Here is a 26948-nt window from a genome sequence, read left to right as displayed (position 1 = left end):
AGAGGTATTATAAGTTGAACAAATTTCTTGCATTGTGGCTAGTTATTTCTGCCACTGTTTCTGTTTTGGTTTGATAAATTTCTGCAATTTTTTGTGCGGTGTACTTTACGTATGAGCTTTCGTTTCGTTTTCCTCTTTTTGGAACAGGAGCCAGGTAAGGGGCATCAGTTTCTAAAATTAACTTTTCAAGAGGTACTTCAGCAACGGTTTTATCTAAACCTGAATTTTTAAAAGTTACAATGCCATTTATACCAAGTAAAAAACCCAATTCCATTGCTTTATTTGCTTGCTCAAGATTTCCTGAGAAACTATGAAATACTCCCTTTAGGTTAGTATTCTTATAATTCTCTAATATCTCGAATATTTCATCGAAAGATTCTCTGGAATGAATTACGATTGGCAGGTTGAATTTTAAAGCCCAATTAATTTGAGTCTCAAAAGCAATTTGTTGTTCTTTTACAAATGTTTTATCCCAATATAAATCAATTCCAATTTCACCAATTGCACAATATTTTCTTGAGTCTAACCAATTTTTGCAAATGTCTAATTCATTCTGATAATTCTCCTTTACCGATGTAGGGTGTAATCCCATCATGGGAATACAATATCCCGGAAACATTTTTTCCAAAGAATGCATTGGATCAATTGATTGAGAATCGATGTTTGGCAAAAGTATTTTTTCAACTCCAGCCTCTTTCGAATTTTCAATGATTTGATTAATGTCACCATTAAAATCTTCGGAATAAATATGTGAATGCGTATCGATTAGATTCATGTTTTTACTTTTTGTGCAAACTTATTGAATCGCAATAGGAATACAAAAGGAATTAGAACAGAAATTAGTTAAAAAAAAAGCCGGCAGAGCCGGCTTTTTATATATTAGGCGTGATTGTATATTAAACGCAACCTTGAGCTAGCATAGCTTCAGCAACTTTAACGAATCCACCAACGTTAGCACCTTTAACGTAGTTGATATGACCGTTTTCTTTACCGAAACGTACACAAGTATCGTGAATGTCTTTCATGATACGACCCAATTTTTCATCAACTTCTTCAGCTGACCAGTTGTAACGCATAGAGTTCTGAGACATTTCTAAACCAGAAACAGCTACACCACCAGCATTAGCAGCTTTACCAGGAGCGAATGCACAATTCTCTACCAAGTAGATCATAGCTTCAGCAGTACAACCCATGTTAGAAGTTTCTACTACATACTTACATCCGTTTTCAACCAATAGCTTAGCATCTTCTTCGTTCAATTCGTTTTGAATTGCACAAGGGAAAGCTAGGTCAACTTTACATTCCCAAGGTTTTTTACCAGGGAAGAACTCAGCACCGAATTTTTCAGCGTAAGGAGCAACAACGTCGTTGTTAGAAGCTCTAAGATCCAATAAGTATTCAATCTTTTCAGCATCTAAACCTTCTTTGTCGTATACATATCCGTCAGGACCTGAAACTGTAACAACTTTAGCACCTAGCTCAACCAATTTAAGAGCAGCACCCCAAGTTACGTTACCGAATCCTGAAAGAGCAACAGTTTTTCCTTTGAAATCTTCGTTGTTTTCAGCCAACATGTGTTGAGCGAAGTATACAGCACCAAAACCAGTAGCTTCAGGACGAATTAATGATCCACCGTACTCAAGACCTTTACCAGTTAATACACCAGTAAATTCGTTACGGATTCTCTTGTATTGTCCGAATAGGTATCCGATCTCGCGACCACCTACACCTATATCACCTGCTGGTACGTCAGTGTTAGGACCAATGTGCTTGCAAAGCTCAGTCATAAAGCTTTGGCAGAAGCGCATGATTTCGTTATCTGATCTTCCTTTAGCGTTGAAGTCAGAACCACCTTTACCACCACCCATAGGTAGAGTAGTTAATGAATTCTTGAAAGTTTGCTCGAAACCTAAGAATTTTAATGCACTTAACGTTACAGAAGGGTGGAAACGTAAACCACCTTTGTAAGGTCCAATTGCACTATTGAATTCAACGCGGTAACCACGGTTGATTTCAACTTCACCGTTATCGTTGATCCATGGTACGCGGAACATGATTACGCGCTCAGGCTCACACATTTTTTCAAGAATCTTTGCAGCTTTATACTTAGGATTTGCATCATAAGTATCCCAAACTGTTTCTACTACTTCTTGTACTGCCTGATGGAACTCAGCTTCACCTGGAGTTTTAGCCTTAAGGCTATCCATGAATTCAATTATTTTTGCTTCCATATCCAAACTTGTTATGAAATTAAAATTGTTTGTTGTGTTTTAATTATTAGTTCTTGGTGTCAAATGTATACAAATTTTCATAATCACAAATTAAAAGCTGATTTTTTTTACAACGTTTTCGTAAAAATTAAAATGCAGGGAATCAGACAGATACAAAGGCGTGGTTTCTGTTCTACAACATGAAACCATAAAAATTGACAATTTTCAGGAATTTAGGGAGTAGATTTTTCCCGGATGTGACTTCACCATGCCATCAAATTCTAATTTTAAGAGCAAACTTGACACCTTACTCATCGGAAATGAACTCTTCAAACAAATCAAATCTATCGGTGTTTTTTCTAAATCTCGAAGTGCCGATATTATTTGTTCTTCCTCATTTGTTAGCTCTACAAAAAGTTTCGTTTGAATTTCCTTTGTTTTTTGAGTTTGATCGTCCCAACCTAAGATATACTCCAAGTCTGAGACGTTTTCTATTAAGTTAGCTTGATTGGTTTTGATTAGAAAATTACAACCTTCGGAATATTTATCGCTAATTCTTCCAGGAAAAGCAAATACATCTCTATGGTATGAATTAGCAATGTCGGCGGTTACCAATGAACCGCCCTTTCTGGCAGATTCTATTACTATGGTTGCATCGGACATACCAGCAATTATTCTGTTGCGTCGGACAAAGTTTTTTGGATCAAACTTGCTGTTTGATGTGAATTCACTAACAATTGCTCCACCTTTATGGATGATTTCCTCGGCATAGTTTCTGTGTTGAGCAGGATACATTTGCTGAAAACCATGACCAATAGCGGCAATTGTAGGAAGTTGATATTGCATGGCAGCTTTGTGTGCACAAATGTCAATACCATAAGCCAGACCACTAATTATGGTTGTTTTTATCGATTTTTCTGATAAATCCTTAACCAATTTGTTGCATTGTTCTTTCCCGTAATCGCTGGCATTTCTTGTGCCAACTATGCTGATATTTCTGCTGGCATTGAAATCAGCATTGCCTTTATAATATAGCGTGCAAGGAGAATCGGAACAATTAAGTAGTCTTTGTGGATAATCGGCATCTAAGTAGAATGCTATTTGAATTTCATTCTGCTCGATGAATTTGAGCTCCTCTTCGGCTTGAAGAAGAGCTGATTTTCTGTCTAATTTTTGGATGAATGCCTGGCCTATGCCAGGAATTTTTGTAAGGTTTTGCTTTTTCTCTGTGAAGAAAGCCTCCAGGCTGCCAGTATAGGCAATAGACTTTTTAAGATTTACAGGTCCAAAGCCATTTATAAAACTTAAAGCGATTTTGTAAATTCTATTCATACCTTATTAATAGGAGTACCACAATATGGATATGAATTTACAAAAGATTTATAAAGTAAATGTGGTTCCAATGGTTAAAAATCCGGCATTAGCCCAACCTAATTCTGTAAATAACCCAAATTGATTTGAAAAATGATAGCGTGCACCTAGCACAATTCCTAAATCAAACAACAAATCATTTGATGAGTTGTGAGAATATACTGGATTTGAACTGGCATTGGGGCTTGTGTTTTCATATTTCTTGTGCTCCAAAGAAATACCTGCTTTTACCGAAGTGTACAGGTCAACATCATAACCTGTTGAGATATTCATATCCGATAGCCAATCGTTCAATTCATAAGTAAGTACACTTCCCAATCTGTAATAATTGTAATTGATTTCGCTATGGCCAAAATCGTATTCATGTTTCTGTCCGGCATAACCAATGTATGCACCTATGCTTAAATTGTCCTGCCATTCTTTTTCAAGTTGTATTAGTATTGAAGGATGGTTGGTTTCATTAGATCCTGCAAAGTTGTGATCGAACTTGCCATACTTGCCTAAAGGGATTCCTATATTAAGACTTAAATCGTTGTTTTGAGCAAGTGTATTTAAAGATAATGTGCATAGCAATATTGCTACTAGAGTTTTAATTTTCATTCCTAATAGTATTTGTTAATGGTATGGCTAACGCTTAATATATAATTATAGTATGCTCTTAATTATTTATTCAGGCTGTTTCGGGATAAAGATTCAATTAATTTCTTTCTTTCAGTTTTGGAAAGTGCAGACAAACAAACCGATGGATATTTTGCAATCCCTTTTTCGGTTAATTGATATAGTGTAACAATTGGTTTAAGTCCAAATGTTTTTGTCTCCAAATCGTATTTGGCAAGGCAATTTTTAGGAATTTCAATGGATTTAAAATTATCATGAAAGGGATGAAGAGGATAGTATCGAAGAATGATTTTATCATCTCCTTCCTTATATATGATGAAATTAAAATTCAAATGAAAGGAAAAGATAATTACCGAAATAACAGATGCACTTATTATTCCGATTACCTGGTATGGTTTGTTGATATTTAAATACAACAAAAGAATAACAGAAGCTAAAAAAAGGAATATTAATAAATAGTAGGCTAGTTTAATCCAGCTTGCGCGATTTTGATTGTTTATTGTCATGGCATGTGTGTAAAATTCCATATCAAAGGTAAAAACTAATGGATATATTCGACAACAACTGATCGAAAATATCTTTCCAAATGTTGTTGATAGTCTTTATTTAAATATCTGTAAAAAGATTGTGCAATTTTTGCAATTTAGAGTGTTTATTTAAACCAACTTTTTTATTTTTACCCGGAATTATCCCACACTTTATCAAGTAAATATTTTGAATAATTAAGTGATGAGGGGGTGAATATTCCACTTCTTCCGATTTGCTGCGCCTTTTAGCCAACTCGGATTTGTGTTTTTTACACCTGGAAAAATAAATTAATAATGGAAGCAAGACTTCAAGAAGCAAAAGATTCAATCAGAGATGTGATTGACTTCCCAAAGGAAGGAATCGTTTTTAAGGATATTACTACAATGTTGAAAGATGAAAAGCATTTGGCAACATTGGTAGAAACATTATACGAGCAATATAAAGACAAAGGAATTACCAAGGTAGTAGGATTAGAGAGTAGAGGTTTTATTTTGGGAACAGTGTTGGCTTACAAATTAAATGCTGGATTTGTACCAATTCGTAAACCAGGTAAATTGCCTGCTGCAACTTATTCTGAAAAATATACATTAGAGTATGGCGAGGATGAAATTCACATTCATCAGGATGCTTTAAATGAAGATGATGTTATTTTGTTGCATGACGATTTGTTGGCAACAGGAGGTACAGCAGCAGCTTCTATCAAGCTACTTGCTAAATGTGGTGTGAACAAGGCTTTTGTAAATTTCCTTGTGGAGCTTGACTTTTTAAAAGGTCGCGATAAGCTAAATACGAATTTCGAAGTAGATTCTTTATTCCACTTTTAAAGAGTTTTACTTTTAATGATATGTCGGCCAACAATCATTCTTAATTGTTGGCCTATTTTTGTAATACAAAATCAATAGACCATGCAATATTCCATTTCTAAAACCAATAAAGTTCTGGAAGGAAGAGTTGTACTTCCATCGTCGAAAAGTATTTCGAATCGAGTTCAGATAATTAATGCTTTGAGCAATAGTTTTGAACCCATTAAAAATCTATCTGATTGTGATGATTCGAGAGCAATGCAAAATATTTTATTCTCGAATACCAATACTTTTGATGTGGGGCATGCCGGAACAACCATGCGTTTTTTGACTGCCTACTTGTCGAAAATTGTTGGAGAATGGACTTTGACAGGATCTGATAGAATGAAAGAACGTCCCATTGGTGTATTGGTGGATGCATTAAATTCATTGGGAGCTCAAATTTCTTACCTGGAGAAAGAAGGATATCCGCCTTTAAAGATTTTTGGATCAAATATCACTGGTAAAGAAGTAGAGCTGAAAGGTGATACCAGTTCACAATACATATCGGCACTTTTATTAATTGCACCAACTCTGGAAAATGGATTGCGCATTAAATTAAAAGGGGATGTAGTTTCACGATCCTACATCGAAATGACTCTGAATATTATGGAAGAGTTTGGTGTGAAATCGGAATTTAAAGGACAGGAGATATTTGTTGCCAAACAAGCTTACCAAAGAATTCCGTATACGGTTGAAGGCGATTGGTCGGGTGCATCATACTGGTGGTCGTTTATGGCTTTGGCCAGTGAAGGAAAATTGTATTTGGATGGATTGAGAAGAAGAAGTTTCCAGGGAGATTCGGGTTTGGTGCCTGTGTTCGAAAAGTTGGGTGCGAAAACACAATTCTCGAAGCGAGGCATGTTTATAGAGAAGAAGGAGAGCGATTGTAAAAAGTTGGTGTATGATTTCTTGCAAATGCCCGATTTGGCTCAGACTTTTGCCGTGTGTTCCTGTTTAAAAGGAATTCCATTTCACTTTAAAGGATTAGAAACTTTAAAGATTAAAGAAACCGATAGAATTCATGCTTTAATTACCGAGTTGGGCAAATTGGGATATGTGCTTCATGAGCCAGCAGAAGGAGAGTTGGCCTGGGATGGCGAACGAAAAGAGGAGGATGAGAAAATTGTGATCGAAACCTATCACGATCATAGAATGGCCATGGCATTTGCTCCGGTTGCCATCTTACGAAACGATGTTTTGATTGACGATCCGCAAGTAGTGAAAAAATCTTACCCTGAGTTTTGGGAACAGTTAAAGTCTCTAAACTTTGAGGTAAAAGAAATATAATATTAGAAGCTCGGTTTGATTCCGAGCTTTTTTTATACTCACTAACACTTGATGGAAAAGTGTTTTAAATCTTTTGAATGCAAAGCCGTCAGCTGGAATGGGCTTCAAAAAAGTTCACAAGTCCAATTGTTAGGTGTTGGTGAGGCTAAATAAAATAAAAAACAGCTTTCCTGTTTTGTTGATGGCTTTCAAAAGGTTTAAGTTATGCTTTCGTGCTTTTTTGTTTTGTTCAAAAAAAACTGGGAGGTGAAAACCACAATGTTCGAAAGTTTTCAAAAGAGTTGGAAAGTGTTTTTTCGCCTTGTTACTGTATTAAAAAAAAAACTTGAGGAATAAATAAGGCCATTTTAGAATTTTCACAAAAAGAAAGAGGAGCCCCGATAGCCCCTCCATTCCGTACATTAAAAATGTATCTGATCTAAATTATTGCCTAATTGCAGTTTCCAAACCAATTTCAATCATTGTGTTTAAAGTGGTTTGACGCTCATCAGCACTTGTTTCTTCTCCTGTAAGGATGTGATCACTTACAGTCATAATTGCTAGTGCTTTTGCGTTATGACGAGCAGCTAGAGTGTACAAAGCAGTAGCTTCCATTTCTACAGCTAATACTCCATAATCTGCCCATAGTTTAAATGGTTCAGGATTGTTGTCAAGGTCGTGATAGAAAATATCAGAAGTTAAAGTTGATCCAACTTTTACATTCACACCTTTTTCAACAGCAGCTTTGTGCGCATCACTTAACAAGCCAAAATCAGCACATGGAGCATAATCCATTCCTCTAAATAAATTCTTGTTAATTGAAGAATCGGTACATGATGTCATCGATAAAATTACGTCGCGTACGTGAACATCTTTGTTGAATGAACCACAAGTTCCAATTCTAATCAAGTTTTTTACACCATATTGGTTGATTAACTCATGAGTGTAAATAGAGATTGATGGAACTCCCATTCCTGTTCCTTGAACCGAAACTCTTTTTCCTTTGTAAGTTCCGGTAAATCCAAGCATGTTTCTTACTTGGTTGTAGCATACTACATCTTCCAGAAAATTATCAGCAATGTATTTTGCTCTTAGTGGATCGCCTGGTAAAAGTATAGTTTCGGCAATTTCGCCCATTTTTGCTTCGTTGTGTGCACTCATGGTATCCTTTTTTAAAAATTACTAATAAAGATAATCGTTTTACGTATAAAATGAATCATACCGCAATTAATATTGCGCTTTACTCGCTTTCTAAAAAAAGAGAATGGATTATAAAATGGATTGGACGGTAGTATGCTTTTTGATTTTAAAGCAGATGAAATTATCTCTAACACAATCTGCTTAAAAATTTAAAGCCGAGCACAAAAGTAATCTTTTTTTGTAAATAAGTAATTCTGATTTGATTTTTTTAAAGCTAGTTTCTTTTTTTTGCGAAAAAGCTTTTAATAAGTTCTGAGCTTTCCTCTTCTAATATTCCAGATACCACTTCGGTTCTTGGGTGAAGAGGAGAAGGCGTAAATCTTGTGAAGCCTCTTTTTTCGTCGCCAGCACCATAAACAATTCTGGTAATTTGCGACCAGGCCAAAGCGCCTGCGCACATGTTGCAAGGCTCCAAAGTAACGTAAAGGGTGCAATCTTTTAAATACTTTCCGCCCAAATAATTTGCGGCCGAAGTAATGGCTTGCATTTCGGCATGTGCAGTTACATCGTTCAATCGTTCGGTTAAATTGTGCGAACGGGCAATTATTCTATTGTTACTAACGATTACAGCACCCACAGGAATCTCATCTTCTTCGAAAGCTTTGTAGGCTTCCTGTATGGCTTGTTTCATAAAATATTCATCGGAGAAGGGAGTAATTGTATCGTTCGAATTCATAAATAATCTTTTTTATAAATCTGTTAATGAAAGCTATTCTGTTTCACAAATTGTTAGTATTTTCGCAAAGTTAACAAAACCAGTAACAAAGAATGAATTCCATTTTAGAATTGATGGTGTGATTTGGATGTTCTGGTGAGGAATTTTAAAAGCTAAGAGCTAATAGCTAAAGGCTAAAAGCTAGTTTAATTCAATTAATTGGTAAAAGATGTACAGAACTCATACTTGCGGAGAATTAAGAATTGAGAATGTAAACGAAACGGTAACATTAAGTGGTTGGGTGCAAAAAGCACGCGATTTGGGTGGAATGACTTTTGTCGATCTTCGAGATCGTTATGGCATTACACAATTTGTTTTCAATATGGAAACAAATGCTGAATTGTGTGAGCAAGCTCGTAAGCTAGGACGTGAGTTCGTTGTTGCCATTACAGGTAAAGTTGCAGAAAGAGAAAGCAAAAACAGTAAAATGTCTACTGGCGATGTAGAAATTATTGCTGAAAAACTTGAGGTGTTGAGCAAATCGGCTTTGCCTCCATTCACAATTGAAGATGATACCGATGGTGGTGATGAGTTAAGAATGAAATATCGTTACCTTGATTTGCGTCGTTCTTGTGTTCGCGAAAATCTTGTGATGCGTCACAAAATGGGTATCGAGGTTCGCAACTATCTTGATCAATTGAATTTTATCGAAACAGAAACTCCTGTATTGATTAAATCTACTCCTGAAGGAGCCCGTGACTTTATTGTTCCATCGAGAATGAATCCGGGGGAGTTTTATGCATTGCCACAATCGCCACAGGTATTTAAGCAATTGTTGATGATTTCTGGTTTCGACCGTTATTATCAAATTGTAAAATGTTTCCGCGATGAGGATTTACGTGCCGACCGTCAGCCTGAGTTTACTCAGATTGATTGCGAGATGGCATTCGTTGAGCAAGATGATATCTTGAATACTTTCGAAGGATTGACCAAAAACTTATTCAAGAAATTGAAGAATGTGGATATCGATTACGATTTCCCACGCATGGATTACGCTACAGCAATGGAAAAATACGGTAGCGATAAGCCAGATATCCGTTTCGGTATGGAGTTCGTTGACTTAAGCGTTATTGCAAAAGGAAATGACTTTAAAGTATTCGACGAAGCAGAATATATTGGGGCAGTTTGCGCCGAAGGATGTGCAAACTATACTCGTAAGCAATTGGATAAATTAACCGATTTTGTAAAGCGTCCACAAATTGGAGCTAAAGGATTGGTTTACGTGAAATACAACGAAGATGGTTCATTTAAGTCATCGGTAGATAAGTTCTACAGTGCTGAAGATTTACAAAAGTGGGCCGAAGCTTGTAATGCAAAACCAGGTGATTTGATGCTGATTTTGGTTGGTGATAAGAAATCAACCTTATCTCAACTTTGTGAGCTGCGTTTGGAAATGGGTACACAACTGGGTTTACGCGATAATAATGTATTCAAACCAATGTGGGTTGTTGATTTCCCTCTTTTGGAGTGGGATGAGGATTCTCAAAGATATCACGCAATGCACCATCCATTTACTTCTCCTAAGGCAGAGGATTTCCACATGTTGGAAACAGAACCAGGAAAAGTTCGTGCAAATGCTTACGACCTTGTTATTAATGGTGTTGAAATTGGTGGTGGTTCTATCCGTATTCACGATACCGATTTGCAAGCTCAAATGTTCAAGCATCTTGGATTTACCGATGAGGAAGCAAAAGCTCAGTTTGGTTTCTTGATGGATGCATTCCAGTATGGTGCACCTCCTCATGGTGGTATTGCTTTTGGTTTCGACCGTTTGGCATCCTTGTTTGCAGGAATTGAGTCAATTCGTGATGTAATTGCATTCCCAAAAAACAATTCAGGTCGCGATGTGATGATTGATTCACCTTCAACCATTGCTGATGAGCAAATGGTGGAGTTAGGCCTTGATTACAGAAAAGAATAATTTAAAATTCAGATAAAGAAAAACCCGATCAATTGATCGGGTTTTTTTATGAGGTAATTTATAGTGTTGTTTCTTCTTCGTTTTCTTCACTAGAAGAAGAAGCTTCTCTTTTTATCATGTCTTGGTACATTCTTCTCATGAATCTGGTACCGTATTTTACAGCTTCATCTTTGCTTGTAAAATTCCCTTTAATTAGTTGGTGAACACTTAATTCTTCGTTTGGATCATCGGTATAGTAAAATATACTCACATTAGGCTTTCCACCTTTTTTCTTAATGTCCATCCCAAACCAGGTTTCGAATACCTGATCATCAACTTTAATATGACGTTTAAACTTTATCATCCTTTTAAATTTTATCAGCTGCGAAGTTAAGCTAATTTTTCGAATTGGAAATAGGTCACTGATAGTAAATTATACCATTTAAATTTCAGAGTGAGCTTTAGCGAAACTGTGGAATATTAAATTGAAATGCCGATATATAATTAGTTAGTCTTTTGGAGTAATGCGAACAAAAGGCTCATATTAATTAATAATCGGTATTACAAACACAAAAAAAAGAGAGGTGTGTTGCACCTCTCCGTATTATTGCTTGTTTTAATATTATAAAGATAATTGTGGGTGGAGAACTTCAGTTGCGATTTCATCGAACCTTCCTGAAAAATTTTCCGAACACCAGTTTTTAAGAGCGGCAACTTCTGATGGTTGTAACCATTTAAGAGCCTTAATAAGTTCTTTTCGAAATAAGCCTAAGTCAAAGCTGACATTAGCTAGTACAATTTTTGTTTGTTCAAGCATTACTTTTTTCTTTTTGTTTTGAGCCTGCATTCGAATATAACAAAATCTTTATTGAAATATTGAAAGCATTAACAAGCCTTAACATTATTTAGGATTTGGGTAACTCAATTTTTATGGTTTCTGAATGTCTGTAATTTGCAAGTTTTAGGCATAAAAAAAGGAGCTATTAAAGCTCCTGATCCTGTTTGTTTTCCAATTTTTTCATCTTTTTTTCTACGTTGTTCAATAATACCATCGTAAGCGTAAGAACGAACATTACAACAAGTTCGATGTAAACACCTGTTCTATCCGGCGCTTCTGCATTAGCATTTAAAAGATTAAAAATTGCGGCTACCATTATTAAAAAGGTAGACATGATCAGAAGAAACTTTATCAATTTCATAATTGTATAGTTGATTTTTCGTTGACCGAAATTATTAAAATTCTCGTTCAATAAAAAGAAAAAGCAATAAAAAAGGCTTTCGTTATGAAAGCCTTTTGAGTTATTTAATCTTCAACAAATTCTGGTTTTGTTAATTCTAGCCTGTTTTTTACAGGGTTCGCGTAAATCTCAAAGAAGATCTGGTGTAATCTTTCCATGTTTTCTGCACGATCTTCGATTGTAGCAATTTTCTTTTCCATGTGTTTAAGGAACAATTCCTTTTCTTCAATGGTATATTTGTCAAGAAACTCTTTGCTGTTGTTAACAATGTCGTAAGCAATATAATTATCAGGCCACAATTTGTAGTTTTTGTGAATTCTGTAATCAATTAAATCAGCAAGAGCTTTGAATTTATCTTTGCTTTCATCCATATCTTCAATGGTATCCAACATTTGCGATATTGGATTGCCAATATTGAAGTGAACACGACCTTTTTCGTTGATCATTCCGCGAATCATACTTCTTAAGTCGTCTTTCGCAGTTTTTTGATACCCAGATTCAGTTTCTTTTAAATGAACCTCAAGCGTTTTCATTGCATCGCAAGGTTCATATTCATAAGAAATGGCAACAGGAACAATTCTTAGGTTTTTAAAGTGAGAACAAAATTCTTTTCCGCCACTCATTTGTAGCATTTTTAAAAGACTTTGTTGGGTTCTGTCATCACCATCTTTTGTTCTACCTTCACGCTGAGCAATCCAAATTGAAGATTTCTTGGTGTTTAAGGCAAAGTTAATGTAATTGGAAAGTTGTTTTGAACTTTCCAACATTTGGCGAACGGTTACATTTCTGTTTACGACAAAACTTTTGTTCAGCTTTACTAAATCAGCAATCCAAGGCTGAATTAATAAGTTGCTTCCAATTGCAATTTCAGTAGTTTCAAAACCATGGTGATGCATCATTACATTAAGCAATGCTGAATCAAGGATAATATCACGATGATCAGAAATGAATAGATAACTTTCGTTAGGGTCTAAGTTTTCCAATCCGTCAATTGTGATTCCTTTGGTTGTGTTGTCGATAATGTGTTGCGCCAATCGGATAATAAAATTACCCTGAAATTCCTTGATGGTTTTCACTTCGCTCAAGGCTTTTTCTATCATTTCTTTTGTGAAACCAGGAAAAAGTTGCTGCGCAAACTTAATAAACGCTTCTTCTTGAAGAAGACGATTAATTACTTCAACTACCTCTGAATCGTTATATGGTCTTATGTCATCAAAATCTGATTCGGTGATCATTCTTTGGTTGAATTAGTTTTTTAAGGAGTGGCAAAAATAAGCATTATATGTGTAAATCTAAGAAAATGTAGCGATTTTTTGGATTTCAAGCTCTTAAATCTGTCTGAAATTCAAAGATTTGGATTTTAGGATAACAGGTTTAGGGGTGTGATTTTGATAGTGATACAAACAGCATGTGCTCAAAGTTGTGACTGACAAATCGGCACTAATATGAAATGATTATATATTGGCAAAGAATTTGATCCCCTTGAATTGAAATAATAAAATGAGAGAATATGAGTATTTGGATAGTTTTTATAGGATTTACTTTATTGAGTTGGCTGGTGAGTCATCAGTTGAAGTCACGATTTCAAAAATACTCTCAAATTCCTACCTCAAATGGAATGAGTGGAAAAGAGGTGGTAGAGCAAATGTTGAGGGATCATGGGGTAACAGGAGTTAGGATCGGATCGGTGAGTGGGCAGTTGTCAGATCATTACAATCCGGCTGAGAAAACAATTAATTTGAGCCAGGAAGTTTATCATGGACGAAATGTGGCAGCTGCAGCAGTTGCTGCTCACGAAACAGGTCATGCAATTCAACATGCACAGGCTTATTCGTGGTTGCAAATGCGATCGGCTTTGGTGCCAGTGGTGAGTTTTAGTTCGAAATGGGTGCAGTGGATATTATTGGCTGGTATCATCATGATTAATTCTTTTCCTCAGCTATTGCTTGCAGGTATTGTAATGTTTGCTGCAACAACATTGTTTAGCTTCATTACCTTGCCAGTTGAGATTGATGCCAGTAACAGGGCGCTAAAATGGTTGAAGACAACAGGCATTACAACTTATGAGTCGCAAAAAAGTGCAAATGATGCATTGCGATGGGCAGCATATACATACATTGTTGCTGCATTATCTTCTTTGGCTACGCTAATGTATTACGTGATGATGTACATGGGTAGAAGAGATTAATGATTTTTATAAGATAAAGGAGAGGCTTCATTTTTAATGAGGCCTTTTTTGTGAATTTGTACGGATTTAAATTTTAGCAGTTTGAGACTTTGACTGGAGTTCGGATTCTCAATGACTTTTTTGAATCGGTACTTCTTTTTTTGTTTGAGCTAATGATTCTTTTCTTATTTTTATTCATTCAAAATAATAAAATATGAGTAAATTTATAAAATACGGTTTTGTAGTCACTTTTATTTGGGCAGGTTTTGTTCTTGCCATTAGTTTTATGGAGGCCTGGGTTAAATTTCGTGCAGAATCACTAGATACTCCAACGGCTTTAGAGGTAGGAATGTATGTGTTTGGGGCATTGAATTTTGTTGAGCGGATTTTTACCGCCATTATGCTGGTGTACCTGTTTGTATATTATACCGATAAGGTGGTAGTGGTGACAGGGATCACAATCTTTACATTTATTGTGGCACAATCGGGTTATCTCCTGCCAGAACTTAATGAGCACACACAACTAATCGTACAAGGAATGCAGGCCGAAAAAAGCTCGGTTCATTTAATGTATATAGTAATGGAAGTGATCAAGTTACTTGCTCTTTTTGTTCTTGGTTTCAGGCAAGTTAAAATTTATAAGGACCTGTAAGGAAAAGTAATGAAATTGAGGATGATGTCCTTGCAAGTGGCAGTGATATTGATTTGAAAATACAAAGCCAGGGTTGAAGTTTATCAGATTTCTTACCCTGGCTTGTTTTGTTTTTTCTCTCTTTTGGTAAAAGGGTGAAATGAGTTCTATATACATTCACCTATTTACTCATTCACTTCTCCGTCATCTCCTTCTTATCCCCTTCTTCTATATAATATCCTTCACGGGAGAGAAGATGATTCAGGTTCGCAATTCCATATACCACAACGGCTGTTACGATTGATGAGTGTTCTTGGTATTCTGCAATACTCATGTTGTACAAATCTCTCTCGGTATGCCAGATTTCCCTGTAGCTGAAATCATATCCAAAATGATCGGTTTTTCCAAATTCCATTGTAGGAACGCCTGCTACTGCAAACGGACCACTATCAGTTCCCCATGGTGTTTTTGGACGTTTTGTTGCCTGGCGCTTTTTCAGTGTAAATGGAATGTCCGGGTTAATGGTTGAGAGTGGTTTACAGATCTTCTCCATATCGTCCCACATGGCCTCCGTAACGCTCAGGCTGGTGGTAGCTGTTGGACCGCTGTCGCGATTAAACATGTTGGCAATTTTATCCAACTTTTCTGGGTTGGTTTTGATCCAGTGCTTTGCACCCAGTAAGCCAAATTCTTCACCGGCCCAAAGGCAAACCAAAATCGTTCTCTTTGGTTTTCCTCCTGCTTTTATGATCAGGCGGGCAGCTTCCATGGCAGGGCTAACTCCCGACCCATTATCAACACCTCCTGTAGCAATATCGAAAGCATCAAGGTGTCCACCCATAATTACATACTCATTTGGGTATTTGCTTCCCTTGATGACACCAATTACACTATGGTATTTCACAGGTCCCATTCTAAAATGATTGCGAATGTCGAACTCCAGTTCAAATCGCTGGCGTTCTTTTGTCATTTGGGCAATGGTTTTGTATTGATGTTCATTTAGTTTGATGTCCGGAATCTCGGGAAGCGTCTCGAAAGTCATATCCATCAGGTTCTTTCTGTCGTACATGGCAGCAATTGGAAGTTTAGCCGACTGAATAATTCCAAGAATACCAGCATCTACCATTTGTTTGTAGAATAAAGCTGGCTCTTCTTTTAGGGGAATCAATTCAACTTGTTCTCCATGTCTGTTTCTCCAGTTAATTCTTCTGATGCTGTCGTTTTTCTTCTCAATTTTTGCATTTTCTGCACGAATTTCTGCTCTGCGTTCTTCTGCTTTTTCCGAATAATCGATTGGCCACCCTTTGTTTTGTCCACCAATAAGCACCCAGGCACCTTTTAGTTTGCCCTTCATGCGATCGAATTGACGTTGAGTTTTGGGTTCTAACAGCACATGCCCTTTTTGTACACCCTTTGTTCCCACTGTGTAGGAAGGAGTTGCAAAGTGCAGGTGCATGTTGTCTCCGCCAAGCATTCTTCCGAACCATGGACCACGATTAAAGCCTACGGGTAGACTGCCAACTTCATCCATGATCACTTCCATGCCCCATTCTTTGAATTTGCTTGCTGCCCATGCAGCAGAATTGTCATAGGCATTCGAACCAATTAGTCTGCCTCCGAAGCGGTTGCTCAGGATATCCAGGTGATCCATGCACTGGTTGTTGGTTTTTCCAATCTCGATAATTTTTTTTACCACAGGATCTTTTTGCGCATAGGAATTGTGAACTGCCAGGATGAAAATGGCAATGAGGATGAGTTTTAGCTTACGTTTCATAAAAGTGTGTTTTGCTTGTTTAATTTAAGGTTGAATTGTGAGCATTAAAAGTAGTTAAAACAACCGAGTTGATGTGATTTTCAAATATGTTGAATGGCAACTTGATGTGATTGTTTTTAACTCTGTGTTCTGCGTGCTTAAAAATATAACCACAGAGTAACACAGTGGAGTATTTGATTTTTGTACTTTTTTAGTTGTTCTGTACTTGAATAGCTTACCATTTGAAAATAAAATTATCTCTGTGTTCCTCTGTGGTTAAAAAAAGAAGTATGGAGGAACACTGAGAGCAACAGTGGAGTGTTCGATCAGATTTTGAAAAATGAGTTTGATTTTCCTGTTTTGATGCTTCCTGCTCTATAACATAGGCTTAGAATGATTTTGTATTGCATGTTTTACAGCAGTTAATTTTTCCGAATACCTATGATTAGTTGTTATAATTATAGATTAATAGTTAAAAATATAACAAGATAATTGAGTTTTTTAACGAAAAATCGTTCGTTTTTGATCTTGTTTAGAATGGTTTTACGCAAGGGGTGTTTCTTGATTTTTCCGTTTAGAATCAGTCTTAATATGAAGATTTGCAATCGTTTTCAAGAAATGAATATTCCGTTATCTTTGTCATTGAATTAATCAATGTGATTTCTGATTTTCCTTAAAACATTAGGGAATTGAGGAGGTCTTCCAAAAAATTATTTCGATGAACAAGATAATCTCAATTAACGAAGCAGTATCGAAAGTAAAAGACGAAATGACTCTTATGATTGGAGGCTTTATGTCGGTAGGAACTGCAAATAATATGGTTGATCAGCTGGTAAAAGCTGGTGTTAAAAATTTAACTATCATATGTAATGATACTGCTTTTGCAGATAAAGGTCTTGGTAAATTGATTGCTAATAAGCAAGTGAAGAAGGTAATCACTTCTCATATTGGTACCAATCCTGCAACTATCGAGCAGATGAATAATGGTGATATTGAGGTTGAGTTTAGCCCTCAAGGAACGCTTGCAGAACGTGTTCGTTCAGGTGGATCTGGCCTGGGAGGTGTGCTTACGCCTACTGGTTTAGGTACTATTATAGCTGAAGGAAAAGAAGTTGTAATCGTAGATGGCAAGGAGTATTTGCTTGAGAAACCTTTACGTGCTGATATCGCATTGATTGGTGCAAGCATTAGTGATAAGCAAGGAAACTTGATTTACAAAGGAACAACTCAAAACTTTAATCCGTTGATGGCTACGGCAGCTGACCTGGTAATTGCAGAGGCAGAAAAAATGGTTGAAGTTGGAGAGATTAGCCCTGAGCAGGTGAGAACTCCTTCAATTTTTGTGGATTATATCGTTAACAACAACTAAACTAATATAGACAAATGGAAAAGGCAATGATTAGAATGCGTATGAGTTCTCATGACGCACATTATGGTGGAAATCTTGTTGATGGAGCAAAAATGCTTCAGTTATTTGGTGATGTAGCAACAGAATTATTAATCCGTCGTGATGGTGACGAAGGATTATTCGCAGGTTACGAAAATGTAGAGTTTTTAGCTCCTGTATATGCTGGTGATTACATCGAAGCAGTTGGTGAAATCATTAAAGAAGGAAATTCAAGTCGTAAAATGACTTTCGAAGCTCGCAAGGTGATCGTTCCTAGAACTGATATCTCTGAATCGGCAGCAGATTTTCTTGAAGAACCAGTAGTAGTATGTCGTGCTACAGGAACATGTGTTACTCCTAAAAATTGTCAACGTAAATAATATATTGCCATGGAAAAATTGATCATCACGGCTGCTATTTGCGGCGCTGAAGTTACCAAAGAGCACAATCCTAATGTGCCTTATACTATTGAAGAATGTGTTCGTGAAGCAGGTTTAGCTTACGAAGCTGGTGCAAGTATTATTCACCTTCATGTTCGTGAAGATGATGGTACGCCTACTCAAAGTAAAGATCGCTTTAAAGCGGTTATGGATGCAATTCATGCTAAATATCCAGATGTAATCATTCAGCCATCAACTGGTGGAGCTGTTGGGATGAGCAATGATGAAAGATTGCAGCCAACAGAGTTAAATCCGGAAATGGCAACTTTGGATTGCGGTACATTGAATTTTGGTGGAGATGAAATTTTCGAAAATACCGAAAATACAATCAAATACTTCGGTGAAAAGATGATCGAAAGAGGCATTAAGCCTGAGTTGGAAGTGTTCGATAAATCAATGATTGATATGGCACTTCGTCTACACAAGAAGGGATTCATTCAGTCGCCAATGCATTTTGATTTTGTAATGGGTGTAAATGGAGGTATTTCCGGTACACTTCGTGATTTTGTTTTCTTGCGTGAAAGTATCCCTGCGGATGCTACATATACTGTTGCAGGAATTGGACGTTTTGAATTCCCATTGGCTGTTGCTGCTATCATCGATGGAGGTCACGTTCGTGTAGGATTCGAAGACAATACAATGATTGCTAAAGGTCAAGTTGCAGAATCGAATGGTCAATTGGTTGAGAAAGTGGTTCGTTTGGCTAAAGAATTAGGTCGCGAAATTGCTAATCCAACTGAGGCAAGAGAAATTTTAGGATTGAAACAAAGATAAAAATGCCCATGGCTTTTAGCGATTTATATGATGTAAATAATTAATGGCTAACTGCCAAGAGCTTTTATAATATAAAAATGAACAAAGGAAATAAATACGGAACTCACAGGGTACTTGAACCAAAAGGTACTCTTCCACAGCCAGCTCAAAAGTTGGATAACACAATGTCGATTTACGACAATGAATTGTTGATTGATGTTCAGACTTTGAATATTGATTCTGCAAGTTTTACTCAGATCAAAGGTGCTTGCGATGCTGATACCGCTAAAATGGAAGAAATGATTCTTTCTATTGTTGGCGAGAGAGGTAAAATGCAAAACCCTGTTACAGGTTCTGGTGGAATGTTGATTGGTACCATCAAAGAGGTTGGCCCTAATTTCCCAAATCAGAATTTAAAGGTTGGTGATAAGATTGCAACTTTGGTATCTCTTTCATTAACTCCTTTAAAAATTAATAAAATCAAGAATATTAATGTTTCTAATGATCAGGTTGATGTTGATGCAGAAGCAATTTTATTCGAGAGTGGTTTGTATGCAGTTCTTCCAACTGATATTCCTGAAAAATTAGCTTTGGCAGCTTTAGATGTTGCTGGTGCTCCTGCTCAGGTTGATCGTTTGGTTAAGGAAGGCGACACGGTTTGTATCATCGGTGGTGGTGGTAAATCGGGTGTGCTTTGCTGCTACCAGGCTATGGAAAAAGTTGGTCCTAAAGGAAAAGTTATCGTTGTAGAGTATTCTGAAGAGAATGCACAGCGTATTAAGGATCTTGGATTGGCTCACGAAGTACTTGTTGGTGATGCAACGGATGTAATGGATGTTTACACAAGAGTTACTGAAATTGCTGGTGAAGAAGGATGTGATGTTGTAATTAACAACGTGAATGTTGCTTCAACCGAGATGTCATCAATCTTGATCACTAAAGACAGAGGGTGCGTTTACTTCTTCTCAATGGCTACATCATTTACTAAGGCTGCTTTAGGAGCTGAAGGTGTTGGTAAAGATGTTGACATGATTGTAGGTAATGGATATGCAATTGGGCATGCCGACCTAACTTTAGATATTATTAGAAAATCAGAAGGAATTAGAGAGTTGTTCGAAAAATTATACGTGTAATGGCTAACAACAGTAGAAGAAAAGAATTATTTCCAGAGGTAACCGACATTCAGTGGAACGATTGGAAATGGCAGGTGAGAAACCGTATTGAAACTTTAGAGCAACTAAAGAAATATGTTCACCTTACAGAGGAAGAAGAAGAAGGAGTTAAAAAATCATTGGCAACTTTGCGTATGGCAATTACACCATACTATTTGACTTTGATTGATCCTGAAAATCCAAATTGTCCTGTTCGTAAGCAAGCGATTCCTACTGCAGCAGAGGTTCATAAGGCAGATGCTGATCTATTGGATCCATTACATGAGGATGAGGACTCACCAGTTCCAGGATTGACTCACCGTTATCCGGATCGTGTGTTGTTCTTGATTACTGATATGTGTTCAATGTATTGTCGTCACTGTACTCGTCGTCGTTTTGCAGGTCAGTCAGATGCTTCAACTCCACAAGATAATATCGAGAAAGCAATTGAATACATTGCAAATACTCCACAAGTTCGTGATGTTGTTCTTTCTGGTGGTGATGCTTTATTGATCAGCGATGATAAATTAGAATACATCATTAGCCGTTTGAGAGATATTCCTCATGTTGAAATTATCCGTATTGGTAGTCGTACACCTGTTGTATTGCCACAACGTATTACTGATGGTTTAGTGAATATGTTGAAGAAGTATCATCCAGTTTGGTTGAATACTCACTTTAATCATTCAAATGAAATTACTCCTGAGGCGGAAGAAGCTGTTGCACGTTTGGCAAATGCAGGTGTGCCATTGGGTAATCAATCAGTATTATTGAGAGGTGTAAACGATTGTGTTCATGTAATGAAAAAATTAATGCACAAACTGGTGTTGAACCGAATTCGTCCATACTATATTTACCAGTGCGACCTTTCAATGGGATTAGAGCACTTTAGAACACCAGTGTCGAAAGGTATCGAGATTATTGAGAACCTTCGTGGTCATACTTCTGGTTTTGCTGTGCCAACTTTCGTTGTTGATGCTCCAGGTGGAGGAGGTAAAACTCCAGTAATGCCTCAATATGTAGTTTCACAAAGTCCTGGTAAAGTGGTGTTGAGAAACTTCGAAGGGGTAATTACAACCTATACTGAGCCTACTCACTATGAAGGTAATTGTACTTGTCCGGAATGTTTGAATGATAAACGTGAAGGTGTTGCCTCATTATTACATGGTGAGAAATTATCGATAGAACCAGATCACCTGGCAAGAAAAGAAAGAAACAAAAAGGAAGATGCCCTTTCTTAAGGACATAAAAAAATATAAAAGTCTTTCGATTGTTGGACTTGAAAAGAATACCGGGAAAACCGAGTGTTTGAATTATGTGCTGTCCCGATTAAGGGACAGCCATAAACAAATTGCTTTGACTTCCATTGGTATCGACGGTGAAAACCGTGATCAAGTCACACAAACACATAAGCCTGAGATAGAACTAAGCGAAGGAATGATGTTCGTAACTTCCGAAATTCACTATGCCAAACGCAGACTGTTTTCAGAAGTTGTTGATGTTTCCAACCAAACCACAAGTTTGGGAAGATTGGTGACGGCAAAAGCAATTCATCCCGGGAAAGTGATGTTGTCAGGACCTGCAAACAATACTGAGATTATCAGGTTGATTGCTGATTTGAAAACAAAGGGTGTTGACCTTACGATTGTAGACGGTGCATTATCGCGCAAGAGTTTGGGATCTCCTGCTGTTACAGAGGCCATGATTCTGGCAACTGGAGCAGCCTTATCGGCAAATATTCCCCAGTTGGTGTTCAAAACACAATATGTGTATGATTTGATTCAGTTACCTGAAATTGAATCCGACTTGAAAACAAAACTGAGAGGCATTGAAAATGGCATTTGGGCCATAGATGAAGAAGGAGAGATAAAGGATACAGGTATTGCCTCTGTAATGATGATCAAAAATAGAAAGGACCAACTGTTTCAGTATGGTACCGATTTTTTTGTGAGTGGAGCAATAACTGATCAGTTTTTGGATTTCCTGAAAAATCAAAAGCAGGTAAGTGAAATCAAATTAATTACCAGGGACTTTACAAGAGTCTTTGCAAATCCTGAAACCTACTATGCCTTTGTAAAAAGAGGTGGTAGAATTCAGGTGTTAGATAAAACCAATTTGTTGGCGATTACCATTAATCCGGTTTCGCCAGATGGTTACAAGTTAAATTCAGAAGAATTACAACTGGCTTTGGAATCAAAACTACAAGTGCCGGTTTACGATGTAAAGAAAATAGTTGGAGCAGATGCAGTTTCGTAAAGCAATATCAGAAATTAAAGGATTACAATATCTGGCTGAAGAGTTGGATTTGAAATCACCAATGGGAAAAAGATTTCTCATGGATACTGATATGTTCTGTTCCGAAGCTGAACTGAATATTGAGTATGGCTTGCTTGATCAAATCATACAAGCTGTAAAGGCCGATCAAAGGGTAATCTCAGATATTCAATCCAAACAGTCTCACCTGAGAGAGATTCGTGGTAGTGTTGACAATTTGAAAAGTAACCTGGTTTTAGATGATGTTGAGTTGTTTGAAATCAAATCATTTGCAATGAATTGTCACGGGGTTTTAAATCTGCAAAAGGAATTGAAACAGGTGGTGATTGAATTGCCAAACCTTAGTGGTTTAATTGAAATTCTTGACCCGCAAAATACCGGAATCCCTTCTTTCTACATCTACGATGATTATTCATTGGAACTGGCAGAAGCAAGAAAAGAATTGAGAGTTGCCAAATCAACGAACGGAGATTCAGACATCAAGTTGGAAGACTTGTTCTGCAAAGCTCAGGAAATTGAGTCGAAAGTTCGTGAAGAAATCTGTACCAAGATTCGAAGCTTTGCAAGCGATTTGGAGATTGCCATCAAAAAACTTGCTCATTTGGACTTGTTGATTGCAAAGGCAATGCAGGCAATTCAACTGAATTTTAACAGACCGGAATTGGTCAAAGAAAGCACAAGCTACATTGGGATGTTTCACCCAATGGTTAAGCATGAACTTGAAAAACAGAACAAGCAATATCAGGCAATTGACATTGAGTTGCAGAAATCTGTTTGTTTGATTACAGGTGCGAATATGGCAGGCAAAACAGTCGTGTTAAAAACATTGACTCTTTGCCAGTATCTGTGTCAATTTGGGTTCTTTGTTCCTGCCACATCAGCGCAAATCAGTTTGGTAGACCAGGTATTACTTTCGGTAGGCGATGAGCAATCAGAACTAAGTGGCTTATCATCTTTTGCATCAGAAATGATGAACGTGAGCAAAATGGTTGAGGAATCGAAAAAGCACAGCAATGTGTTGATTCTGGTTGATGAACTGGCGAGAACAACAAATCCGGTAGAAGGCTTGGCAATTGTGAATGCCGTTGCTGATATCTTCTATCAGAACAATATCAGAAGTGTGATTACCACTCACTATAGTGGATTAAATTCTTATTTCAGAAAACTACGGGTGAAAGGTCTGGATAAGGATTTGGGTGATAAAATCATTACCCAAAAGAATATAAACAGTTACATGGATTATTCATTGGTGGAGGATAATACAGGGGAAGTTCCTCACGAAGCGCTGCGAATTGCCTCTTTACTGGGAATCAGCAAAGAGATTGTTGAAGGAGCACAAAACCAATTGAATAAGAAGGCTAGCAAGGAAGAAATTTTATAATGGATAAATTGAATATGCAAAGGAGTAAACTAGGTCTTGACTTTGAAAAAGTTGGACACGCCAAAGAGGTGTCTAAACGAATTGCAGACGATGTTCAGAAATTCGTAGACAACTACTCAACCGTTGCTGTTGAGCGTACTTTGTGTCGTTTGTTAGGAATCGATGGAGTTGATAACAACGAGGTGCCACTTCCAAACGTGGTGGTTGATTCTATCAAGGATAAAGGAGTATTAAGTGAAGGGGTAATGTTCTTCATTGGTAATGCTGTTCTTGAAACAGGCTTGAATCCACAGCAAATTGCTGAAAAGATTGCTGAAGGAGAATTGGATATCACTACTCTTCCGGTTCGTCCTGCTGAAGATATTAAGAATGCGATTCAGCCATTTGTTGATGAGAATATCACAAAAATCAGAGAACGTAAAGCGAAGAGAGATAATTACCTTAATACAATTGGTGAAGGTCCAAAACCTTACTTGTATGTAATTGTAGCAACCGGTAACATTTACGAAGATGTTATTCAGGCTGAAGCTGCAGCACGCCAGGGAGCTGATATTATCGCTGTAATCCGTACAACTGGTCAGTCATTACTTGACTACGTTCCTTACGGTGCGACTACTGAAGGTTTCGGTGGTACTGTTGCTACTCAGGAAAACTTCCGTATCATGCGTGCAGCGCTTGATAAGGTAGGTGAGGAAGAAGGCAAATACATCCGTTTGTGTAACTACTGTTCTGGATTGTGTATGCCTGAAATTGCAGCAATGGGTGCTTTGGAAGGTTTGGATGTAATGTTGAACGATGCACTTTACGGAATCCTTTTCCGCGATATCAACATGCAGCGTACAATTGTTGACCAGTACTTCTCAAGATTATTAAATGGTTTTGCTGGTGTAATCATTAACACTGGTGAAGATAACTACCTGACTACTGCAGATGCTTTTGATGAGGCTCACACTGTATTGGCTTCTGACTTTATTAACGAGCAGTTGGCATTGGTAGCAGGTTTACCTGAAGAACAAATGGGACTTGGGCACGCATTCGAAATGACTCCTGATTTGGAGAATGGTTTCCTTTATGAGCTTGCGCAAGCACAAATGATTAGAGAGATCTTCCCGAAAGCTCCTCTAAAATATATGCCTCCAACGAAATTTATGACTGGTAACATTTTCAAAGGAAATGTTCAGGATGCATTGTTCAACCAGATTTCAATTTGGACAGGACAAGGAATTCAATTGCTTGGTATGCTAACAGAAGCAATTCACACTCCTTTCATGTCTGACAGATACCTTTCTATTGAAAATGCCAAGTACATCTTCAGCAACATGAAGAGCATTGGCGATGAAATGGAATTCAAAGAAGGTGGTATCATCCGTCAGAGAGCTGCCAAGGTTCTTGATGATGCAACTGAATTGGTTGAAAAGATTGAGAAAGAAGGATTGTTTACCGCTCTTGAAAAAGGAATTTTCGCTGACATCAAGCGTCCTTTAGATGGTGGTAAAGGTTTAGATGGTGTTGTGGAAAAAGGAAGCAACTACTTCAATCCATTTATCGAGATTTTGCATAAGAAATAAATTAATTAGAAAGTACAAAGTATCGAACATCTAATTTGATACTTCTTAAATAAAGGAGACAATAAAATGAGTGGAGGTCTTTATTCAACTGATTCCAACGATTTTGATAAAACGTTAGATCTAAGCAAGATCAAGCCTTACGGCGATACCATGAATGATGGTAAAACTCAGGTTAGTTTTACGCTTCCTGTTGCAAAGGGCGAAGAAGCCATTGAAGCTGCCAAGCAAATGATGCGTAAAATGGGTTTTGAAAATCCTCAGGTGGTAATGGTTCAGGAGTTGATGGAAGGATTTACTTTCTTCAATTGCTACGGTAACTGTACTCACACTGTTGATTACACAAGTATTCATGTTCCAAAAGTAGAATCGACTACTATGGATATGCATGAAACTGATGAGTTTGTAAAAGAAAATATTGGACGTCCGATTCGAGTGGTTGGTGCAAGTACTGGTACTGATGCACACACAGTAGGAATCGACGCAATTATGAATATGAAAGGTTTTGCAGGTCATTATGGCTTGGAAAGATATGACATGATGGAAGCCTTAAATATGGGTAGCCAGGTGCCAAACGAAGAGTTCATCGCGAAAGCAATCGAGATGGAAGCAGATGTTCTTTTGGTATCGCAAACAGTTACTCAAAAGGATGTTCATATCAAAAACCTAACTGAACTTGTGGAGCTTTTAGAAGCAGAAGGATTGCGTGAAAAAGTAATCTTGATTTGCGGAGGCCCACGTATCTCACACGAACTTGCAAAAGAACTTGGTTACGATGCAGGTTTCGGAATGAACAAGTATGCTGATGATGTAGCATCTTATGCTGCTCAGGAATTAAGCAGAAGATTGAATGGATAGTATATCGTCAAACTGACCAATAACTAATAAAACATGGATAAAAAAGAAATCAGAGAGGTAATTGCTAAAAGAGCTGCTCTCGAATTAAACGACGGTGATGTGGTAAATCTAGGAATTGGTTTGCCTACAATAATCCCTAACTATGTTTCGGCAGATGTTAACGTGACTTTACAATCGGAAAACGGAATGCTTGGTATGGGTGCTGCTCCTGCTGAGGGAGAAGAAGATCCTGATTTTGTAAATGCTGGTGGTGGATACATTACTTGCAAAGAAGGAGCTAGTAGCTTCGATAGCTCTGTTTCTTTTGGAATCATTAGAGGAGGTCATGTTGATGTAACAATTTTGGGAGCTCTTCAGGTTGACGAGCAAGGTAACCTTGCCAACTGGATCATTCCTGGAAGATTAACACCTGGAATGGGTGGTGCTATGGACCTAATTGTGGGTGCTAAGCGTGTAATTCTTGCAATGGAGCACACGGCTAAGGGAAGACACAAAATCTTAAAAGAGTGTAATCTTCCATTAACAGCTGCCGGTCAGGTTAATATGATTATTACTGAAATGGGAGTAATGGAAGTTGTACCTGAAGGTATCGTACTTAAGGAATACAACCCTTTATTTACCTTGGAGCAAATTCAGGAAGCTACTGATGCAAAATTGATTATTGCTGAAGATTTAATTGAAATGCGTAAAAACTAAA

The 26948-nt window shown here is 37.3% G+C and carries 27 protein-coding genes; 15 read left to right on the top strand and 12 right to left on the bottom strand.

What is annotated here, in order from left to right; translation table 11 throughout:
* Positions 1 to 7: 7 nt before the first annotated feature.
* From BXY64_RS20035 to BXY64_RS20015, 5 genes are all read right to left on the bottom strand, one after another.
* A complete protein-coding gene (locus BXY64_RS20035) occupies positions 8 to 775 on the bottom strand; it encodes a TatD family hydrolase (protein ID WP_120241742.1) in 768 nt (255 codons plus the stop codon).
* A 121-nt stretch (positions 776 to 896) separates the two neighbouring features.
* Entirely contained in the window at positions 897 to 2231 is a 1335-nt protein-coding gene (gene gdhA, locus BXY64_RS20030; protein ID WP_120241741.1) for an NADP-specific glutamate dehydrogenase, read from the bottom strand.
* Positions 2232 to 2435: 204 nt separating this feature from the next.
* Positions 2436 to 3542: a DNA-processing protein DprA gene (dprA, locus tag BXY64_RS20025; protein ID WP_120241740.1), complete on the bottom strand. Its 1107-nt coding sequence runs from the start codon at positions 3540 to 3542 to the stop codon at positions 2436 to 2438.
* Positions 3543 to 3590: 48 nt separating this feature from the next.
* A complete protein-coding gene (locus tag BXY64_RS20020; protein ID WP_120241739.1) occupies positions 3591 to 4181 on the bottom strand; it encodes an outer membrane beta-barrel protein in 591 nt (196 codons plus the stop codon).
* A 62-nt stretch (positions 4182 to 4243) separates the two neighbouring features.
* Positions 4244 to 4705, bottom strand: coding sequence for a hypothetical protein (locus BXY64_RS20015; protein ID WP_147376052.1), 462 nt, complete (start codon positions 4703 to 4705; stop codon positions 4244 to 4246).
* A 315-nt stretch (positions 4706 to 5020) separates the two neighbouring features.
* Between BXY64_RS20015 and BXY64_RS20010 the strand changes: the two genes are divergently transcribed.
* Positions 5021 to 5551 (top strand): adenine phosphoribosyltransferase, encoded by a 531-nt coding sequence (locus BXY64_RS20010; RefSeq protein WP_120241737.1) that lies wholly within the window; start codon positions 5021 to 5023, stop codon positions 5549 to 5551.
* A gap of 81 nt (positions 5552 to 5632) precedes the next feature.
* A complete protein-coding gene (gene aroA, locus BXY64_RS20005; RefSeq protein WP_120241736.1) occupies positions 5633 to 6859 on the top strand; it encodes a 3-phosphoshikimate 1-carboxyvinyltransferase in 1227 nt (408 codons plus the stop codon).
* 423 nt (positions 6860 to 7282) lie between these two features.
* On the opposite strand, the gene deoD is transcribed toward aroA, so the two are convergent.
* A complete protein-coding gene (gene deoD, locus BXY64_RS20000) occupies positions 7283 to 7999 on the bottom strand; it encodes a purine-nucleoside phosphorylase (RefSeq protein WP_120241735.1) in 717 nt (238 codons plus the stop codon).
* A gap of 253 nt (positions 8000 to 8252) precedes the next feature.
* Complete coding sequence (locus BXY64_RS19995; protein WP_120241734.1) at positions 8253 to 8714, bottom strand: nucleoside deaminase; 462 nt, start codon at positions 8712 to 8714, stop codon at positions 8253 to 8255.
* A 208-nt stretch (positions 8715 to 8922) separates the two neighbouring features.
* Between BXY64_RS19995 and aspS the strand changes: the two genes are divergently transcribed.
* Positions 8923 to 10674, top strand: coding sequence for an aspartate--tRNA ligase (gene aspS, locus BXY64_RS19990; protein ID WP_120241733.1), 1752 nt, complete (start codon positions 8923 to 8925; stop codon positions 10672 to 10674).
* A 58-nt stretch (positions 10675 to 10732) separates the two neighbouring features.
* On the opposite strand, the gene BXY64_RS19985 is transcribed toward aspS, so the two are convergent.
* The 4 genes from BXY64_RS19985 to BXY64_RS19970 form a co-directional block, all read right to left on the bottom strand.
* Positions 10733 to 11017, bottom strand: coding sequence for a hypothetical protein (locus BXY64_RS19985; RefSeq protein ID WP_120241732.1), 285 nt, complete (start codon positions 11015 to 11017; stop codon positions 10733 to 10735).
* Positions 11018 to 11275: 258 nt separating this feature from the next.
* Entirely contained in the window at positions 11276 to 11470 is a 195-nt protein-coding gene (locus tag BXY64_RS19980; protein WP_120241781.1) for a hypothetical protein, read from the bottom strand.
* A 166-nt stretch (positions 11471 to 11636) separates the two neighbouring features.
* Complete coding sequence (locus BXY64_RS19975; protein WP_120241731.1) at positions 11637 to 11852, bottom strand: hypothetical protein; 216 nt, start codon at positions 11850 to 11852, stop codon at positions 11637 to 11639.
* Positions 11853 to 11956: 104 nt separating this feature from the next.
* Positions 11957 to 13126, bottom strand: coding sequence for a 1-acyl-sn-glycerol-3-phosphate acyltransferase (locus BXY64_RS19970; protein ID WP_120241730.1), 1170 nt, complete (start codon positions 13124 to 13126; stop codon positions 11957 to 11959).
* 275 nt (positions 13127 to 13401) lie between these two features.
* Here BXY64_RS19970 and BXY64_RS19965 point away from each other — a divergent pair, with 275 nt between their 5' ends.
* Both BXY64_RS19965 and BXY64_RS19960 read left to right on the top strand, forming a co-directional pair.
* On the top strand, positions 13402 to 14079 hold the full coding sequence (locus BXY64_RS19965) for a zinc metallopeptidase (RefSeq protein WP_120241729.1): 678 nt from the start codon (positions 13402 to 13404) through the stop codon (positions 14077 to 14079).
* A 193-nt stretch (positions 14080 to 14272) separates the two neighbouring features.
* Complete coding sequence (locus BXY64_RS19960) at positions 14273 to 14710, top strand: hypothetical protein (RefSeq protein WP_120241728.1); 438 nt, start codon at positions 14273 to 14275, stop codon at positions 14708 to 14710.
* A 172-nt stretch (positions 14711 to 14882) separates the two neighbouring features.
* On the opposite strand, the gene BXY64_RS19955 is transcribed toward BXY64_RS19960, so the two are convergent.
* On the bottom strand, positions 14883 to 16463 hold the full coding sequence (locus BXY64_RS19955) for a M20/M25/M40 family metallo-hydrolase (RefSeq protein ID WP_120241727.1): 1581 nt from the start codon (positions 16461 to 16463) through the stop codon (positions 14883 to 14885).
* Between the two features lie 697 nt (positions 16464 to 17160).
* Here BXY64_RS19955 and BXY64_RS19950 point away from each other — a divergent pair.
* From BXY64_RS19950 to BXY64_RS19905, 10 genes are all read left to right on the top strand, one after another.
* A complete protein-coding gene (locus BXY64_RS19950) occupies positions 17161 to 17811 on the top strand; it encodes a CoA transferase subunit A (protein ID WP_120241726.1) in 651 nt (216 codons plus the stop codon).
* A 14-nt stretch (positions 17812 to 17825) separates the two neighbouring features.
* Entirely contained in the window at positions 17826 to 18209 is a 384-nt protein-coding gene (kal, locus tag BXY64_RS19945) for a 3-aminobutyryl-CoA ammonia lyase (RefSeq protein WP_054718840.1), read from the top strand.
* A 9-nt stretch (positions 18210 to 18218) separates the two neighbouring features.
* Positions 18219 to 19043, top strand: a complete 825-nt coding sequence (kce, locus tag BXY64_RS19940; RefSeq protein ID WP_120241725.1) for a 3-keto-5-aminohexanoate cleavage enzyme — start codon at positions 18219 to 18221, stop codon at positions 19041 to 19043.
* A gap of 77 nt (positions 19044 to 19120) precedes the next feature.
* Positions 19121 to 20155 (top strand): L-erythro-3,5-diaminohexanoate dehydrogenase, encoded by a 1035-nt coding sequence (kdd, locus tag BXY64_RS19935; protein ID WP_211334564.1) that lies wholly within the window; start codon positions 19121 to 19123, stop codon positions 20153 to 20155.
* Positions 20155 to 21414 carry a lysine 2,3-aminomutase gene (gene kamA, locus BXY64_RS19930; protein ID WP_120241723.1) on the top strand — a complete coding sequence of 420 codons (1260 nt, stop codon included), beginning with the start codon at positions 20155 to 20157 and terminating at the stop codon, positions 21412 to 21414. The genes kdd and kamA overlap by 1 nt, the downstream gene beginning before the upstream one ends.
* Positions 21401 to 22429 carry a lysine 5,6-aminomutase reactivase subunit KamB gene (gene kamB, locus BXY64_RS19925; RefSeq protein WP_120241722.1) on the top strand — a complete coding sequence of 343 codons (1029 nt, stop codon included), beginning with the start codon at positions 21401 to 21403 and terminating at the stop codon, positions 22427 to 22429. Before kamA ends, kamB begins: the two co-directional genes overlap by 14 nt.
* Positions 22416 to 23828 (top strand): lysine 5,6-aminomutase reactivase ATPase KamC, encoded by a 1413-nt coding sequence (gene kamC / locus BXY64_RS19920; RefSeq protein ID WP_120241721.1) that lies wholly within the window; start codon positions 22416 to 22418, stop codon positions 23826 to 23828. Before kamB ends, kamC begins: the two co-directional genes overlap by 14 nt.
* On the top strand, positions 23828 to 25396 hold the full coding sequence (gene kamD / locus BXY64_RS19915) for a lysine 5,6-aminomutase subunit alpha (protein ID WP_207784708.1): 1569 nt from the start codon (positions 23828 to 23830) through the stop codon (positions 25394 to 25396). Before kamC ends, kamD begins: the two co-directional genes overlap by 1 nt.
* Positions 25397 to 25462: 66 nt before the next feature.
* Positions 25463 to 26251, top strand: coding sequence for a lysine 5,6-aminomutase subunit beta (kamE, locus tag BXY64_RS19910; RefSeq protein WP_110362827.1), 789 nt, complete (start codon positions 25463 to 25465; stop codon positions 26249 to 26251).
* A 33-nt stretch (positions 26252 to 26284) separates the two neighbouring features.
* Positions 26285 to 26947: a 3-oxoacid CoA-transferase subunit B gene (locus BXY64_RS19905; protein WP_110362825.1), complete on the top strand. Its 663-nt coding sequence runs from the start codon at positions 26285 to 26287 to the stop codon at positions 26945 to 26947.
* Position 26948: the final 1 nt, after the last annotated feature.

This window comes from Marinifilum flexuosum (assembly GCF_003610555.1).
Classification (GTDB): Bacteria; Bacteroidota; Bacteroidia; order Bacteroidales; family Marinifilaceae; genus Marinifilum; species Marinifilum flexuosum.
This window is presented reverse-complemented; position numbering and strand designations above follow the sequence as displayed.

What these genes read in the sequence shown, in the direction of transcription:
- BXY64_RS19965 (WP_120241729.1), top strand. Translation starts at nt 13,402, where the DNA reads ATGAGTATTTGGATAGTTTTTATAGGATTTACTTTATTGAGTTGGCTG.
- BXY64_RS19970 (WP_120241730.1), bottom strand. Translation starts at nt 13,126, where the DNA reads ATGATCACCGAATCAGATTTTGATGACATAAGACCATATAACGATTCA.
- kamE (WP_110362827.1), top strand. Translation starts at nt 25,463, where the DNA reads ATGAGTGGAGGTCTTTATTCAACTGATTCCAACGATTTTGATAAAACG.
- dprA (WP_120241740.1), bottom strand. Translation starts at nt 3,542, where the DNA reads ATGAATAGAATTTACAAAATCGCTTTAAGTTTTATAAATGGCTTTGGA.
- kce (WP_120241725.1), top strand. Translation starts at nt 18,219, where the DNA reads ATGGAAAAATTGATCATCACGGCTGCTATTTGCGGCGCTGAAGTTACC.
- kamB (WP_120241722.1), top strand. Translation starts at nt 21,401, where the DNA reads ATGCCCTTTCTTAAGGACATAAAAAAATATAAAAGTCTTTCGATTGTT.
- kdd (WP_211334564.1), top strand. Translation starts at nt 19,121, where the DNA reads ATGAACAAAGGAAATAAATACGGAACTCACAGGGTACTTGAACCAAAA.
- kamC (WP_120241721.1), top strand. Translation starts at nt 22,416, where the DNA reads ATGCAGTTTCGTAAAGCAATATCAGAAATTAAAGGATTACAATATCTG.
- deoD (WP_120241735.1), bottom strand. Translation starts at nt 7,999, where the DNA reads ATGAGTGCACACAACGAAGCAAAAATGGGCGAAATTGCCGAAACTATA.
- BXY64_RS20015 (WP_147376052.1), bottom strand. Translation starts at nt 4,705, where the DNA reads ATGACAATAAACAATCAAAATCGCGCAAGCTGGATTAAACTAGCCTAC.
- BXY64_RS19950 (WP_120241726.1), top strand. Translation starts at nt 17,161, where the DNA reads ATGAACAAGATAATCTCAATTAACGAAGCAGTATCGAAAGTAAAAGAC.
- BXY64_RS19975 (WP_120241731.1), bottom strand. Translation starts at nt 11,852, where the DNA reads ATGAAATTGATAAAGTTTCTTCTGATCATGTCTACCTTTTTAATAATG.
- BXY64_RS19905 (WP_110362825.1), top strand. Translation starts at nt 26,285, where the DNA reads ATGGATAAAAAAGAAATCAGAGAGGTAATTGCTAAAAGAGCTGCTCTC.
- kamD (WP_207784708.1), top strand. Translation starts at nt 23,828, where the DNA reads ATGGATAAATTGAATATGCAAAGGAGTAAACTAGGTCTTGACTTTGAA.
- BXY64_RS19960 (WP_120241728.1), top strand. Translation starts at nt 14,273, where the DNA reads ATGAGTAAATTTATAAAATACGGTTTTGTAGTCACTTTTATTTGGGCA.
- kamA (WP_120241723.1), top strand. Translation starts at nt 20,155, where the DNA reads ATGGCTAACAACAGTAGAAGAAAAGAATTATTTCCAGAGGTAACCGAC.
- gdhA (WP_120241741.1), bottom strand. Translation starts at nt 2,231, where the DNA reads ATGGAAGCAAAAATAATTGAATTCATGGATAGCCTTAAGGCTAAAACT.
- BXY64_RS19980 (WP_120241781.1), bottom strand. Translation starts at nt 11,470, where the DNA reads ATGCTTGAACAAACAAAAATTGTACTAGCTAATGTCAGCTTTGACTTA.
- BXY64_RS19985 (WP_120241732.1), bottom strand. Translation starts at nt 11,017, where the DNA reads ATGATAAAGTTTAAACGTCATATTAAAGTTGATGATCAGGTATTCGAA.
- BXY64_RS19955 (WP_120241727.1), bottom strand. Translation starts at nt 16,463, where the DNA reads ATGAAACGTAAGCTAAAACTCATCCTCATTGCCATTTTCATCCTGGCA.
- aroA (WP_120241736.1), top strand. Translation starts at nt 5,633, where the DNA reads ATGCAATATTCCATTTCTAAAACCAATAAAGTTCTGGAAGGAAGAGTT.
- BXY64_RS20020 (WP_120241739.1), bottom strand. Translation starts at nt 4,181, where the DNA reads ATGAAAATTAAAACTCTAGTAGCAATATTGCTATGCACATTATCTTTA.
- BXY64_RS20035 (WP_120241742.1), bottom strand. Translation starts at nt 775, where the DNA reads ATGAATCTAATCGATACGCATTCACATATTTATTCCGAAGATTTTAAT.
- BXY64_RS20010 (WP_120241737.1), top strand. Translation starts at nt 5,021, where the DNA reads ATGGAAGCAAGACTTCAAGAAGCAAAAGATTCAATCAGAGATGTGATT.
- BXY64_RS19995 (WP_120241734.1), bottom strand. Translation starts at nt 8,714, where the DNA reads ATGAATTCGAACGATACAATTACTCCCTTCTCCGATGAATATTTTATG.
- kal (WP_054718840.1), top strand. Translation starts at nt 17,826, where the DNA reads ATGGAAAAGGCAATGATTAGAATGCGTATGAGTTCTCATGACGCACAT.
- aspS (WP_120241733.1), top strand. Translation starts at nt 8,923, where the DNA reads ATGTACAGAACTCATACTTGCGGAGAATTAAGAATTGAGAATGTAAAC.